Origin of the sequence: Serratia sp. PL17 (assembly GCF_017832355.1) — a bacterium.
In the GTDB taxonomy this organism is placed as follows: Bacteria; Pseudomonadota; Gammaproteobacteria; order Enterobacterales; family Enterobacteriaceae; genus Serratia.
This window is the reverse complement of sequence record NZ_JAFIBY010000001.1, coordinates 1,244,506-1,259,410: the sequence shown is the minus strand read 5'-3', so window position 1 is coordinate 1,259,410 and position 14,905 is coordinate 1,244,506. Positions and strand designations below refer to the sequence as shown.

At 54.2% G+C, this 14,905-nt stretch carries 13 protein-coding genes; 4 read left to right on the top strand and 9 right to left on the bottom strand.

Annotated elements, in window-relative coordinates; genetic code table 11:
- Positions 1-229: 229 nt before the first annotated feature.
- Entirely contained in the window at positions 230-442 is a 213-nt protein-coding gene (gene osmB, locus JOE25_RS06195) for an osmotically-inducible lipoprotein OsmB (RefSeq protein ID WP_037415059.1), read from the top strand.
- 314 nt (positions 443-756) lie between these two features.
- On the opposite strand, the gene JOE25_RS06190 is transcribed toward osmB, so the two are convergent.
- Positions 757-2,475, bottom strand: coding sequence for a penicillin-binding transpeptidase domain-containing protein (locus tag JOE25_RS06190; protein WP_209633289.1), 1,719 nt, complete (start codon positions 2,473-2,475; stop codon positions 757-759).
- 102 nt (positions 2,476-2,577) lie between these two features.
- Complete coding sequence (mrdA, locus tag JOE25_RS06185) at positions 2,578-4,503, bottom strand: penicillin-binding protein 2 (RefSeq protein WP_209633287.1); 1,926 nt, start codon at positions 4,501-4,503, stop codon at positions 2,578-2,580.
- 294 nt (positions 4,504-4,797) lie between these two features.
- On the opposite strand from mrdA, the gene JOE25_RS06180 reads away from it, so the two are divergent.
- A complete protein-coding gene (locus tag JOE25_RS06180) occupies positions 4,798-5,079 on the top strand; it encodes a YjcB family protein (protein WP_209633285.1) in 282 nt (93 codons plus the stop codon).
- 187 nt (positions 5,080-5,266) lie between these two features.
- Positions 5,267-5,953, top strand: a complete 687-nt coding sequence (locus JOE25_RS06175) for an ATP-dependent Clp protease proteolytic subunit (RefSeq protein WP_209633284.1) — start codon at positions 5,267-5,269, stop codon at positions 5,951-5,953.
- Positions 5,954-6,039: 86 nt separating this feature from the next.
- Here the strand turns inward: JOE25_RS06175 and JOE25_RS06170 are convergent, their stop codons facing one another.
- The 7 genes from JOE25_RS06170 to JOE25_RS06140 all read right to left on the bottom strand — a co-directional run bounded on the left by JOE25_RS06170 (position 6,040) and on the right by JOE25_RS06140 (position 13,105).
- Positions 6,040-6,987: an ABC transporter ATP-binding protein gene (locus JOE25_RS06170; RefSeq protein WP_209633282.1), complete on the bottom strand. Its 948-nt coding sequence runs from the start codon at positions 6,985-6,987 to the stop codon at positions 6,040-6,042.
- Positions 6,977-7,981, bottom strand: a complete 1,005-nt coding sequence (locus tag JOE25_RS06165) for an ABC transporter ATP-binding protein (RefSeq protein WP_209633280.1) — start codon at positions 7,979-7,981, stop codon at positions 6,977-6,979. Before JOE25_RS06165 ends, JOE25_RS06170 begins: the two co-directional genes overlap by 11 nt.
- Positions 7,981-8,868 carry a D,D-dipeptide ABC transporter permease gene (ddpC, locus tag JOE25_RS06160; protein WP_209634200.1) on the bottom strand — a complete coding sequence of 296 codons (888 nt, stop codon included), beginning with the start codon at positions 8,866-8,868 and terminating at the stop codon, positions 7,981-7,983. The genes JOE25_RS06165 and ddpC overlap by 1 nt, the downstream gene beginning before the upstream one ends.
- A gap of 5 nt (positions 8,869-8,873) precedes the next feature.
- On the bottom strand, positions 8,874-9,890 hold the full coding sequence (locus tag JOE25_RS06155) for an ABC transporter permease (protein ID WP_209633278.1): 1,017 nt from the start codon (positions 9,888-9,890) through the stop codon (positions 8,874-8,876).
- Between the two features lie 174 nt (positions 9,891-10,064).
- Complete coding sequence (locus JOE25_RS06150; RefSeq protein WP_209633276.1) at positions 10,065-11,615, bottom strand: ABC transporter substrate-binding protein; 1,551 nt, start codon at positions 11,613-11,615, stop codon at positions 10,065-10,067.
- A 35-nt stretch (positions 11,616-11,650) separates the two neighbouring features.
- Positions 11,651-12,214, bottom strand: a complete 564-nt coding sequence (gene ddpX, locus JOE25_RS06145) for a D-alanyl-D-alanine dipeptidase (RefSeq protein ID WP_209633274.1) — start codon at positions 12,212-12,214, stop codon at positions 11,651-11,653.
- A gap of 18 nt (positions 12,215-12,232) precedes the next feature.
- Positions 12,233-13,105 (bottom strand): MurR/RpiR family transcriptional regulator, encoded by an 873-nt coding sequence (locus JOE25_RS06140; RefSeq protein ID WP_209633272.1) that lies wholly within the window; start codon positions 13,103-13,105, stop codon positions 12,233-12,235.
- Positions 13,106-13,658: 553 nt separating this feature from the next.
- Here JOE25_RS06140 and JOE25_RS06135 point away from each other — a divergent pair.
- Positions 13,659-14,855 (top strand): multidrug efflux MFS transporter, encoded by a 1,197-nt coding sequence (locus JOE25_RS06135; RefSeq protein ID WP_209633269.1) that lies wholly within the window; start codon positions 13,659-13,661, stop codon positions 14,853-14,855.
- Positions 14,856-14,905 lie beyond the last annotated feature (50 nt).

Here is a 14,905-nt window from a genome sequence, read left to right as displayed (position 1 = left end):
ATTTTTAACGGATTTTAATGACCGCCCTGCCGATCCCACTGAACGGCACGCTGATGTTTTAATCGCCAAGTACACCATCAGCAACGGCGAAATAAAAACGCTTTCTCAAAATTAAGAATATTTACCTATTCTATTTTCTTCCGGAAGAATACATTCATCTCAACTTTTACTGGCCGATTAATCAGTACTTTCTTTGTCTGTTAATTAGGCAATTTACCAGGAAGATCTTATGAACCTTAAACGTGCCGCAGGCGTAATGGTTGTTATCATGGCTACGCTGTCCGTAACGGCCTGTGGGAATATGTCTCACCGCGATCGCAACACCGCTATCGGCGCTGGCGTCGGTGCGCTGGGCGGTGCCGTATTGACCGACGGCAGTACGCTGGGAACCTTGGGTGGTGCGGCCTTGGGCGGTATCATCGGTCACCAGACCAGCCGTTAATATTTCCAGGCCGGGCACTTTTTCTTGAAAAGAACCCGGCCTGATCTATTTTAAACATCCATAGAGATTAATGGGTATATTTTATATTCAGTGAATTTAAACAGATTAACGCACCTATAAATATTTCCGCAAAAACCCTATTCGTACGCTAAAAACACGTCCTATTTAATAACCTCGTCCTGTTCACCGCAACAACACATTTGGCTTTTATCGATGAGATAAGGGAATACTCGTCCGGGGCACCCTATCAATGCAGGTCAATCTACAATCATTGAAAAAGCGGCTGGAATCCCCCTCCGCAGAGGGGGTTCACGCTACCCCTTAACCTGGGATACCACGTTCAGCGGTTGCGCGTCAGGCAGGATATTCATATGTTCCAATACCTGGGCCATAATCTTGCCAAACACAGGGCCTGCCACCGAGCCGCCAAAGTGCTTACCGGCCTTCGGATTATTGACCATGACCACCAAGGCGACTTGCGGATCGCTAGCGGGTGCCACACCGGCGGTGTAGTTGATATAGCCCCCGTCATATTTACCGTTAGCCCCCATCTTCTCTGCCGTGCCGGTTTTAATCGCCAACCGGTAACCCGGCACGGCGGCACTGAGCCCACTGCCGCCTGGCAAGGCGTCGCTTTCCATCATGTGCACCACCGTTTTTACCGTATCTTCCGGTAAAATGCGTTGCCCCATAACGGGCGGCGTCACCCGGGTAATCGACAGTGGCCGATAAACACCATAGGAACCGATAGTGGCGTATTCACGGGCCATCTGCAGCGGTGTTACGCGCAGGCCATAGCCAAAGGAGAAGGTCGCACGTTCAATGTCCGCCCAACGCTCGCGGTGCTGTGGCAAGTAGCCGCTGCTTTCGTTCCCAATGCCCAGATCCGTCGGCAAACCCAGACCAAAGCTCTTGTACACTGCGGGAAGTACGGTGGCTGGCAGGGCTAACGCAATGTGGGACACGGCGATGTCACTGGATTTTTGCAACACACCGGTAATGGTCAGTTTCGACCAGTGCCCCACGTCCTTGATCAAGTGGCCATTCACGCGATAAGGCGTGGTGTCCAGCACGGTATCCGGCTTGATTAAGTGGTGTTCCAGCCCCACCATCACCACCACCGGTTTCACCGTGGAGCCCGGTTCAAAACTGTCGCTACTGCACACGTTGCGGATATCTTTGGCCGGCGTATTGGCATAATTATTCGGGTTGAACGACGGGTAGCTTGCCATCCCCAACACTTCGCCAGTGTTTACTTTCACCAATACCGCACAACCAGAATCAGCCTGGTTAGCCACCACACCGTCGCGAATTTGTGCGTACAACACATATTGGATGAATTTATCGATACTCAGCGTCACGTTCGGTGGCGGTACGGGATCGACGCTCTTGATTACGCCAATCACCGCGCCGCTGCCGTCTTTCTGATATACCCGCAGGCCATTTTTGCCCTGTAGCAGGTGGTTAAAGCCGAGCTCAATGCCTTCCAGCCCCTGGTTGTCCTGGCCAACAATGCCAATAAGCCCGGCAGCATCCTGGCTCATCGGGTAGAAGCGACTGAAATCCTGCTCTGTGCTCACGCCCGTTAGATGCAATTTGCTGATATAGTTCGCGTTATCGTCTTCTACCTTACGTGCCAGATAGACGAAGCGCTTATGGGCGTTAGTCTGGATCAGCTTCTGCACGTCGCTCAGCGGCATTTTCAGTACATTGGCCATACTTTGCCAACGCTCATTGCTGAGGTCGGTGTTGGTGTCCAGAATATGCTTGGGATCCAGCACAATATCTCGTGATGACACACTCACCGCCAAAGCTTCGCCATTGCGGTCGGTGATCATTCCCCGATTGGTCGGCACCACTTGCGTGCGGATCGACCGCTGGTCCGCCTGATCGGCCAACTGCTGGTGCTCCATCAGCTGCAAATAACCGACCCTGAACGCCAGCAGAAAAAAGCACACCAGTATCCCGCCGCAAATCCAGCCAAAGCGAAGGCTTGAATAATTTTTACCGCTTTTTTTTGTTGAAGGCGCCACTGTTAACCCTGCGTTTTTATTCGGATTATGTAATTATTTCAGTCTAACCTGACGGAAATCTTTAGAAGATTGCAGTTTGTAAGAAAGTAAAAACAAACGCGTTTACTGTTGCACATCCGCGCTATCGTTTAACTCCGGTTTACCTTTCTGGTCCGCGTCAGGCTGCGGTGCGTTAGCCGGGTCAAAAATGTGGTCAAGAATTGCCCGCGCGGTCGGCCCAGCCACCACGCCATCTCCCCCGCCGTTTTCCAAAATCAGCGCCATTGCCACCCGCGGATTCTTATAAGGAGCAAACAAGGTATAGAAAATATGATCACGTAACCGCACCGGGATCATTTTGGCGTTATACGTCTGATTTTCTTTCAAACCGAAGACCTGTGACGTCCCGGATTTGGCAGCTATCTGATACGGAGCGGTATGGAAAAGCTTATAGCCTGTACCGTTCGGCAGATTGGCCATGCCATACATTCCATTACGTACAATGCCCCAATACGGCGATTTGGCATCACCGATCTGCATGGCCTTTGCCGACGGCTGGTAGCGGCTTACCTGATTGCCCTGGCGCATGGAGTACAGCAAATGCGGCGTTTTCGCCTTACCGTTATTGATCAGCGTGGTTAATGCCTTCACCATCTGGATCGGCGTGGCGACCCAATACCCCTGGCCGATACCCACCGAAATGGTGTCACCCTGGTACCAAGGTTTCTTATGTACCCGTTGTTTCCATTCACGGCTTGGCAACACGCCACGATACTCTTCGTTAAGGTCGATCCCGGTCGCCTGGCCGTAACCAAACTGGCTCAGCCAACTGTGAATGCGGTCAATGCCCATTTCGTACGCCACCTGATAGAAGAAGGTATCGGCAGATTCTTCAATGGCCTTGGTCACATTCAACATGCCGTGGCCGCTCTTTAGCCAATCACGGTAACGGCGTTCGGTGCCTGGCAATGTCCAGGTCGGCGCGCCGAAGAAAGTGGTATTGGGGGTAATCACACCGGCAAACAGCGCCGACGTCGCCATGTAAGGCTTCACGGTGGAGGCCGGTGGATACAGCCCCTGCGTGACGCGGTTAATCAGCGGTAAGTCGGGGTTGGTCAGCAGTGTTTTATAAGCTTTATAGCTGATGCCTTTCACAAAAGGATTGGGATCGTAACTGGGGCTGGAAACCATGGCCAAAATGCCACCATCGCGCGGGTCCTCAACCACCACCGCCGCACGCTGCCCCTTCAATACCGACTCAATGTACTGTTGTAGAGACAGGTCCAGCGTCAGATAGATATTTTTACCGGCCTGTGGCGGTTGTTCCTTCAGCAGGCGTATTACGCGACCATGGTTATCCACCTCCACTTCTTGATAACCGGTCGTGCCATGCAATTCGGACTCGTAGTAAGCCTCGATGCCCTGCTTACCGATATTGTGGTCGGCGGCATAGTTCTCGCTCAGACCGGCTTTATCCAGCCGCTTTAAATCACCGTCATTGATTTTCGAGACGTAACCCACGACATGGGCTAATTCTGCCCCATAGGGATATTCCCGCTGCTGATAGGTATCAATGGTCACGCCGTCAAAGCGATACTGATTTACCGCAAAACGTGCCACCTCGGTTTCTGTCAGACCCGTTTTCAGCGTCACCGGTTTATAGCGGCCGTTGTGATGCATTTCATCGCGAAAAGCAGTGATATCTTCGGGGGTCAGATCGACAATCGGCGTCAACGCCTGCAAAAGCGCAGCCATATTGTCGATTTTGCTGGGGGTAATCTGGATCTGGTACAGCGTAATGTTGCGCACCAAAGGAATGCCATTGCGGTCGAATATCAGCCCTCGGCTGGGTGCAATTGGCACCATTTTAATGTCGTTTTGGTTGGACCGCGTTTGGTAAAAGGCATGCTGCTTAACCTGCAGACGGTACAGGTTAACAATCAAAATGCCAAAACAGGCGACAACCAACACCATCGCCACGCCAGCACGGCGGATAAACAGCATTTCCTCAGCGGAATGGTCACGGATTTTATCTTTTAATAGTGCCATACGTGGCAAGTTACCTGTCTGACGTCACATTTTCCCAAGATAAATCAGGGCAGTGAAAAGTCGGCAAGCATAGCGTTATTGGCTAACGGTCCCCACGAAAAGGTTGCTAATGAAATGGCATAAATGTTTCAGCATGTTTGAATGTTACCAAATGCCGATTTTCCCCCGTTCAGGGATTGAGCAGTGATTTGCAGCGATGCTACAATGTGACGAAGATCACACTAATTTACCCTTGCCCGCACTGATTTCCCGACGCACCGCCGGGTGCGGCTTTTCCACCAAGGATCATGTTCGATGAGTACCATAGCCACAGGTTTTATTATGATGCGCTGGGAGTTACTGAGCGCTGTTATGATGTTTTTGGCCAGCCAGCTAAATGTCGTGTGCCGTAAGACCAGCCGCAACGGTATGGCATTTATGTTCAGCAGCCTGGGGCTATTCACCACCTGTTGGTTCGTTATGGGCCTGATGGGCATCAGCGTCAGCCAGGAAGGATTTGTGCAATTTTGGTCAAACGCGTGGGATATGTATGTCGACGTGGTGAGCAACACGCCTGTCGACTGGCCCATGCCCTGAAATCGCCCCGGCAGGTAGAGTGCGACGCGCTTTACCTGCCGTGAATATCGGCTCCGGCCTCGATGTTATATTCTTTCCGCGTTGTTCGTAGGGGTAAATAAACGCTAAACCAACCTGATTCATTCCAAAACGGTTCATCGACTCGTTTTACAATAGTGCACCACTTTATTGAATAAGGAATATTCAAATGCATAGAAACACCTTTAAAATAATAACACTTTTCTGCGCCACGGTATTTTCGACGGCCTCTTTTGCGACCGTATCCGTCGTCAAAAAGAGCAATGTAAAAAACAATAACGTTGAATCCGCCAAAATCCTGTATGTCGGCGATGTCACGGAAAAAAGTGTCACCGAACTCATTGCCTCCATCGATGAAATTAACGCCAGCTACCCCGCGTTAAAACACCTGTATTTGTATATCAATAGCGGCGGCGGTGATATGGCCAGCGGTTACATGGCTTATGAAGCGGTCAAGAGCTCGCCGGTCCCCATTACCACGGTTAACTCGGCGTTTGTCGGTTCAGCGGCAACCCTGTTCTATTGTGCCGGTAAAGAAAGACTCTCCATGCCCGCCGCCAGCTTTATGCTGCATCCTGCGGCTGCGTCAAACATCAAGCAAGACTATCTGAAGCCTAACGAAATAGCGCAAATCAAGCAGTTCTCCGACGGTTACAATGCGTTGTTCCGTAACGTATATAAACAATGCACCACGTATAATGATGAAGAAATAAGTAAAATGCTGTTCAATGAAGATGGCCGCCAACTTATTAATCTCGATACTGCATTGGCAAGGAAGATGACGACCGACAAAGCCAATAAGATGGAAACTGTTCCAGTGTCTTATTACATCTTGAATGAAGAAACCAATAACTGATTGCGTTTCACCCTGAGCCACTGTTCAACACCCCTATATTCACAGCGCCCCTGAATTTAAAAAGGGAACGCTGTGAATGTCATGCATCATGCCACCTTGTGGCAACGCACCGCCGATCCCCCTAAATTCACCCGTAAACTTTGTGGCAGTTGGCACCCTTCCCCCGCATACGGGCATCTCTCGCGGAAAAAACAGCCTGGCGGTAATTGGCGGTTGCCCGGCAGTTCGCCCTTACGGTCTTCAATCGCACTGTCACTCAGTGACCGGCCTGCCCGCGGCACAGAATCCAGCAGCAGCCGCGTATAGGGGTGCTGCGGCTGGCGCAGTACCTGTGCGGTCGGCCCCAGTTCTACGATTTGCCCCAGATACATCACGGCCACCCGGTCACTCATATGCTGGATCACCGAAACGTTGTGCGAAATCAGCACGTACGTCAGATTGCGTTCGCGCTGCAATTCCACCAGTAAATTGAGGATCTGCGCCTGTACCGAAATATCCAACGCAGAGGTCGGTTCATCCAGCACGATGATATCCGGTTGCGAAGACAACGCACGTGCAATGGAGATGCGCTGGCGCTGGCCACCAGAAAACTCATGCGGCAATCGGTCGATCGCCTCCGGCCGCAGGCCAACCTGTTGTGCCAGCTCCGTTGCCAGTGCTCGCCGCTGTGCCACACTGTTATGCTGCTGCACGTACACCGGCTCAGTGATAATGCGCCAGACTGGCAAGCGTGGATCGAGCGACGACTGCGGATCCTGAAATACCATTTGCATACCGCTGCCAAACCAAGAACCCGCGTTGCGAGCACGCACCAGTTCGCCACTGCTCGGTTTTAACAATCCCATCAGCAACTGCGCTAACGTGCTTTTGCCGCAGCCGGACTCACCGACGATACCCAACGTTTCGCCACGCATGATGTTGAGATCCAGCCCATTGAGCGCATGCACATACTCTTGTGGTTTGCCACACCAGTTATAACTGGCAGGAAAACGCAGGCGCACATTGCGCAACTCCAGTAGTGCTTCAACGTTCATTTCGCGCCTCCAAATCAATAGACTGCGGATGCCAGCAGGCCACGTGTTGGGCCGGTTCAGAGGCTAATGGCACCAGCCGTGGCGTTTGCAGGCACTGAGCGTCAGCGTGGCTACAGCGATTACTGAAAGCACACCCTGGCGGCAAGGCACCAAGATTGGGCACCGTGCCAGGAATGGCACGTAACAGACTGCGTGGCTCGGCATGTTCCGGTGCCGCTAACAACAACCCGATCGAGTAGGGATGACGGGGATTTTCTATCACATTTCCCGTGGTACCACTTTCTATCACGTGCCCGGCATACATCACGTACACCCGGTCACACAGCTGCGAAACCACGGCCATATCATGAGTGATAAACAGCACTGCCGTACCGCTGGCGCGCGCTTTTTGTTGCAGCAAACGCAGTACCTGCCGCTGTACCGTGACGTCCAGTGCGGTCGTCGGTTCATCGGCGATAATCAGTTCCGGTTCGCAAGAAAACGCCATGGCGATCAACACCCGTTGGCGCATGCCGCCGGACAACTCAAACGGATAGCGCTCCATCACCCGTTCCGCGTCGGCAATTTGCATCTCACGCAGCAGTTGGGCAGCCTTGTCTCGTGCCGCCTGCGGGGATAGCTGCTGATGCAGGCGGATCACTTCACACATTTGCCGACCAATTTTGCGCGTAGGGTTTAGCGCACTCATCGGCTCCTGAAAAATCATCGACACCCGTGCGCCGCGCAGTTGGCGCATTTGCCGCTCGCTGGCGTTAAGCACGTCAGTGCCCAACATCTCCAGAGAACCGCCGGTAACGCTGTAGCCGTCTTCAGCCAACAAACGCAGCGTCATCATCGCCGTCACCGACTTGCCGGAGCCGGACTCGCCAACCACGCCCACAATTTCGCCAGCCTTGACCTGCAGCGATACCCGGTTGAGCGCTTTGATACTGCCGCCGTAAACCGGGAATTCCAACTGCAACTCATCAATGGATAACACCGTAGTTTCGCTCATTAACGCCCCCGGGATTTAGGATCAAGCAGGTCACGCAGACCATCGCCGAAGAGATTGAACCCCGTGGCGGTGATCAAGATCGCCGTTCCGGGAAACGCCGAATACCACCACTGGTCGAGGACATAGTTCCGGCCGTTGGCCACCATCGCCCCCCACTCGGCGGTCGGCTGCTGCGCACCCAGCCCGATGAAACCCAGCGTGGCGGCCATCAGAATCGCGGTGCCAATATCCAACGATGCCTGCACCACCAGCGGCGGCATCACGTTGCGAAGGACATGCCAACCGATCAGGTGCCAGCGTGAGGCACCAAAGGTACGTGCCGCTTGCATATAGGCCTGATGGCGAAGCGTCAACGTCTGCCCTCGTGCCAATCGGACGTAGAATGGGATGCGTACCACGGCAATCGCCAGCATGGCGTTGAACAGGCTGGGCCCCAGCGCTGCCGCCAATGCCATCGTGAGCACCAGCGAGGGCACTGACAGCATGATGTCCATGCAGCGCATGATCAACGCATCCACCGTACCGCCCATCACGCCGGAGAAACAGCCGAGCAGCGAGCCAATTCCGCCCGCCAGCACCACCACCGCCAATCCGGCGGCCACCGACTGACGGCTGCCGACCAGCACCCGGCTGAACAGGTCTCGGCCCACTTCGTCGGTGCCGAACCAATGCGCTGCCGAAGGCGGCAATAACCGGGCGGTAAGATCGATAGCGTCTGGGTTATGCGGTGCCAACCACGGTGAAAACAGCATCAGAAACACCACGGCAATCATGATGGCAGCACCCAACAGCGTAAGCGGACTGCGGCGTACCCGGTACCAGGCACGACGCAGGCTGACAAAACGCAGTGCTGCCTCCGCCACGGGCGGTTGTTCGATTTGAATCATCGTCATTATCCCTCGCGCCCCATTCGCGGGTCGATCCACAGATAGAGCAGATCGACGATCAAATTCACCATTACATAGGCAAAAGACACCACGACGGCAAAGCCCATCACCGCCGGGAAGTCCAATGCCTGAATGGAGTCCACGACGTAAGCCCCCATACCTGGCCAGGCAAATACCGTTTCAGTCAGCACCGCACCGTACAGCAAATCCCCCAGCGCCAGCCCCAACACCGTCACCGAAGGGATTAACGCATTGGGCAACGCATGGCCCAGCACCACACGCCAGTGTGAGAGGCCATTGGCCCGCGCGGTACGGATGTAGTCTTCCCCCAACTGTTCAAGCATTGCCGAGCGGATTTGCCGCGCCACCACGCCGAGGTGAACAAACGCCAGGGTGAGTGCCGGCAAAATCAGATGCCGCAGACTGTTCCAGAACGCTTCACCATTGCCGGTCAGAAGTGAATCAAGCAGATAGAATCCGGTGATATGCGTGGGTGGATCTAACCAGTCGTCTAACCGACCACCGCCGGGTAACAGATTGAGTTGTCCATAAAACAAAATGATCACGCCCAGCCCCAGCCAGAAAGCCGGGGTAGAGATGCCGGTCACCGACAATAGCCGTACCAGATGGTCGGGCCATTTATTACGGTAAACCGCCGACACAACCCCGAGTGGAACGCCCAACGCGATCGCCAATACCAACGCGCAAAAAGCCAACTCTAACGTCGCGGGAAAGAAAGCGCGTAAATCCTCTAGCACCGGTCGCCCGGTGCGGATAGATGTCCCCAGATCGCCGTGCAGCAAATCCAGCACATAGCGACCGAATTGCACATATAGCGGCTGATCCAGGCCCAGCTGTTGGCGAATATGCTGGACAATCTCCTCACTGGCCCGGTCACCGGCCAACAGCCGCGCCGGATCGCCGGGGATCAGGTGTGAGATGGTAAAGGTGATCACGCACACCCCGAACATCACCAGCACCAGTCCCCAGCAGCGCTGACGGATAAGGCTCCAAACGTTCATAGTGGTTTCCCATGGTGCATGGGCAGCCAAACGGCTGCCCGAGTTGGATAGCAATATTGTCTTCAAACCAGGGATACTCGGGCCTAACGCACCGACGGCCAAAGCCGTTACGACCCCTTCGGCACGCTCTCCCTAATAACTGGCTTTGTTAGCTGTCTGAAGCACCCAAACAACTTACTTGCTCATCTGCCCAACGTTGAATACCTGCTCCAGCATCGGGTTATATACAAAGCCCTTCACATCTTTGTTCATCGCTACCTGATAGTTTTTCTGGAACAGATAGACGTAGGCCGCCTGGTCAATGACGATTTTCTGCGCGGCCTGATAGTCAGCAGTGCGCACCTGTTGATCGGACACCGATACCGCTTTCTTCAGCAGCGCATCGACCTGCGGATTACTGTAGAACGCACGGTTGCCGGGTAGCCCTTTCTTGTCGGACTCGAACCAGTAGTTCATGAACATGTAGGGGTCGGCAAAGTCCGGGCTCCAGTTGCCAATTGCGATGTCGTAATTGCCCTGACCGATGCGATCGCGCATGGTGGCGTTAGCCAATTTCTCCAGCTTGACGTTGATGCCCACGGTCGCCAGACTGGCCTGTACCGAAAGCGCAATCGCCTCCCAGTTGGGATCGCTGACCGAATACAGGAAGTTCAGCGACGCGGGTTTATCCTTCACCGCCGCCAGCGCTGCTTTGGCTTTATCGGCATCTTGGCTGTACTGCTGCGCGCTGGCATCGTAACCCCACATGCCTTCCGGGATCGGGCCACGCATTTGTTTGCCGTTACCGCCGAGGATCCCTTTCACCATGCCCTGATAATCCACCGCGTAAGAAATGGCCCGGCGCAGATCCACCTGGTTTAGCGGTGCTTTGCCGTTGTTGAGGTATAAATAGGTCACCCGCAACGACGGATATTCATTTACCGCCACCTTGTTTTCGCTCTTTAATGCAGTGAGTTGGTCGATCGGCAGTGACTCGGCAATGTCCAGATCGCCACGTGTCAGTTGCAAACGGCGGGTTGCGCTTTCACCGATGATTTTGACCGTCACACGCTTAAACGCCGGTTTTGTCCCGTTGTAATGCGGGTTCGGCACCAGCACCAGTTGTTGTCCTTTCTGCCAACGATCCAGCTTGTACGGGCCCGAACCGGCACTGTGACTCGACAGCCAGGCTTTACCTTCATCGGCCGGATTGGCCTTGGCGATAGCCGGGTTAACAATACCGGCCCCGTCGTTGGCTAAGGTGTACAGGAACGGCGCAAACGGGGTTTTCAAGGTAAAGCGCACGGTGAGCGGATCCACCACCGTGACCTGCATGTCTTTCGGGAAGGCTTCGGACGGCCCCTGGCCAATTTTCATCAGGCGTTCAAACGACCACTTCACGGCGTCTGCATTGACATCCGAACCGTCGTCAAATTTGTTGCCCGGCTTAAGCTTAAAGGTCCAGACGAGTTGATCATCAGAAGCCGTCCAGCTTTCGGCCAGTTCGCCTTCAACCTGAGTCGAGCCTTTCCCGCCTTCGGTTTTGTACTGTACCAGCCGTTGGTAAGCCGGATAGGTCACCGTCCAATCGTTGTTATCAATAGTCACCGCCGGATCCAGCGTTTGCGGATCGGCGGCTTTGCCAATCACCAACATGTCTTTGGGTACGGCGGCCTGTGCCTGCCCCATGACGACCATGCCCAACGTCACTGCTGCCGCCAGAGCGGCGTATTTGATCTTATTCATAAACAAAGCTCCTGATGCGTTGAATGTGTGTTGTTTTAATCGTAAGAAAAACAGCCGAAACGATCGGCCAGCAGCGGGTAATCACCGGCGTTAGGCAGTTCAAAGTGCCACCATTCGCTGGCAATGCCGCGAAAACCTCCGGCAGCCATCACCGCATTCAGCAGCAGCCGATTGCGTTGCACCTCCGGAGAGAAATCAGGGTAAAACGGGTGAGAGCGTTCGCTCATCTCATCAAATCCGGTGCCCATATCCAGCGCTGTGCCGCTGGCGTCCAGCAACGTCACATCGATCGCCACGCCGCGACTATGGTGCGAACCGGTTTGTGTGCTGGTGACATACTGCGGATCGGGACACGCCAGCCACAACAGTGCCTGCGCCTGCTGTGGACGGTAAGCATCAAACACCTGCAGAGAAAAACCGGCCAGCCGCGCAGCCAATAAACAGCGCCGTAGCCCTGCCACCGCATCGGGATGCAGCAAGCAGCGGCTTTCACGGTAGATTGCCCGCCCCGTCAGGTTGTCAGCGGTGGCGTACTTCAGATCGATAGGCAAGTCGGGGAACGTGGCTGCCAGATCGGTTAAGGTTACATTGTCACTCATTGCATTTTCCCATAGCGATTAAGATTCAAATTGCCCCAGTTCTTTTTGCAGGATGCGGTTATTGGCCAGCCGTTGTTCTACCGCCGCTCCCCCTTGTTCCAGCACGGAGGACAGCAGCAAGTTGAACAAGCAGCTGAACGGTGCCAATGAATCCCAAAATTGGCCGGTGTCAGTTTTCACCTGCAGCAGGTCAATGGGATAATCTCGTGCCCAAGGGCAGTAAATATCGGTAACCAGTGCCAACCGCAGCCCGCGTGCGCATGCCGCCTGGCAGTATTTCTGGGCGATAGTGGAATAGGCGCGGGTATCGGTCAGCACCAGATAGGGTGAATTGAATTCTGAATTGAGTGACTCTACGTAGGTACCGGACAGACCATCGGCGTAATAGACCTTGGGCCGCAGGTATTCCAGGTGGCTGTAGAAGGCGTTAGCAATCCCCCGCGTCGACTGGACGCCAATCACAAATACCGCCTCTGCCTGTGCCAACTGGCGGCTGATCTGGGCAAAAGCTTCGCCACCCGCCAATTGGTAAACGTGTTCTATCGCCTCCAGTTCCAGCGTTAACGCCTGGCGTAGCTTCTGAGGCTGTGGCTGTTTGCGACGTTGTCGGTAGGCACCCAGACGATCGGTCACGCCCCAGGGCTGATACAGCGCGGTGCCCTGTTCACGCAACGTGCGTTTCAAGTCCTCAAGATTGCGGTACCCCAGACTACGCAGATAGCGCCCGACTGAAATGCCGCTGGTGGCCGTGCTGCGGGCGATGCTGTCAGCCGTTTCAAACGGAACTTGCGCCAAATTGGCCAGCAGATATCCGGCGATACGCTTGCCCGTTGGGGTCTGAACCGCAAATGACGCTTCGATTTGTGCGATCACATCAGGGTGCTCTGCCATATTCTGCCCACTGTTGTTGAGTTGTCACTAAACCACCTTCTGTTACTCAGATAACAGACGCTGATGATGGCTATGCATGGCCTGTGCCAATTGCGAACGGCTGGGGGAAATTCACACACGGCGCCGTAGGGCAACGCAGGGACGGCAGAACCTACGGTTACAACATAGTCATCAGTTGATAACTATTGCACAACAATTGGGCAATGCATCTGGCAATGCACTGCCATGAACCACTGATTTTCAATTTTATGACAGCGCTTGCGAAACCAATGCAAACGTCGGTGCAAGATCGTAATCCGGTCTATGAGGCTCGCCTCGGATCCTGATCGTGGGCGTATCAATACAGGGCAGACCCCGTCTAACGCCCCCTTCGTTAAGTCCACTGTCCAGTGGTGAATCCATCTGCACACTGGCCGCTGCAAGGCTTGATCAGGGCAATGTCCCGGCGGGTTTTACTTTTGTTCACTTATTTCCCCCGGCACAGCCTGATAACCGGTGTTATTATTATTCTGCTCAATAATTCCCTCCTAATTCAAAGTGGTACGACAAGCTGATGGAAGCGTGGAAACTCAATCTGATTTCGGTCTGGCTCGGCTGTTTCTTTACCGGGCTGGCAATGAGCCAAATCCTCCCTTTTCTCCCGCTGTATGTCGAACAGCTCGGTGTTACCGGCCACCAGTCGCTGAGTATGTGGTCCGGTTTGGTATTCAGCGGTACTTTTTTGGTCTCCGCATTGGTATCGCCGCTGTGGGGCAGCCTGGCGGACCGCAAAGGCCGAAAACTGATGTTGCTGCGTGCGTCCCTGGGGATGGCAATCGTGATTGCGCTGCAAGGCCTGGTCAGCAACGTTTATCAACTGTTCGCGCTACGCGCATTGATGGGGCTAGCCTCCGGTTATATCCCCAATGCGATGGCATTGGTTGCCTCGCAGGTGCCACGCGATAAAAGCGGTTGGGCACTGGGTACGTTGTCCACCGGCCCGGTGACCGGAGTGATCGTCGGTCCGCTATTGGGTGGGTTAATGGCCGACCACCTTGGCTTACGCGTGGTGTTTTTTGTCACTGCCGGGCTGATGTTCGTCAGCTTCCTGATCACTTTGTTCCTGATAAAAGAACGTCGCATTGAGGTGAAAAAAGCCGATCGGCTGACCGGTAAGGCGGTATTCCAGTCGCTGCCCTATCCAGCGCTGATCGTAACGCTGTTTGTCAGTACGCTGATGATCCAAGTGGCCAATTCGTCCATCAGCCCAATCTTGACGCTTTTTATTAAGGAGTTATCCAGTGATAGCAGCAATATTGCTTTCATTAGCGGCATGATTGCCGCCGTTCCCGGCGTTGCGGCCTTGATTTCCGCCCCGCGTCTTGGCCGGCTTGGCGACCGTATCGGCACCTCACGTATTTTGTTGGCCGCACTGGGGTTAACAACGGTGCTGTTCGCGATCATGGCCTGGGTGGAAACGCCACTCCAACTGGGGATACTTCGCTTTCTGCTGGGGTTTGCTGACGGGGCCTTGATGCCTGCGGTACAGACGCTGCTACTGAAGTATTCTTCCGATCAGGTCACTGGCCGTATCTTTGGTTATAACCAGTCATTTATGTACCTTGGCAATGTGGTCGGCCCGCTGGTTGGCTCTGGTGTTTCGGCACTGATGGGATTCCGCTGGGTATTCGCCGTAACGGCGGTACTGGTATTGATCAACTGCCTGCAGGTTCGCCGTCAGTTTAAAAAAGTTGAGCGTGACCAGGCGTGATCAATAGGGCCGCCGCAGCGGCCCTGATAAAAGGAAGTACTGTCATTGAG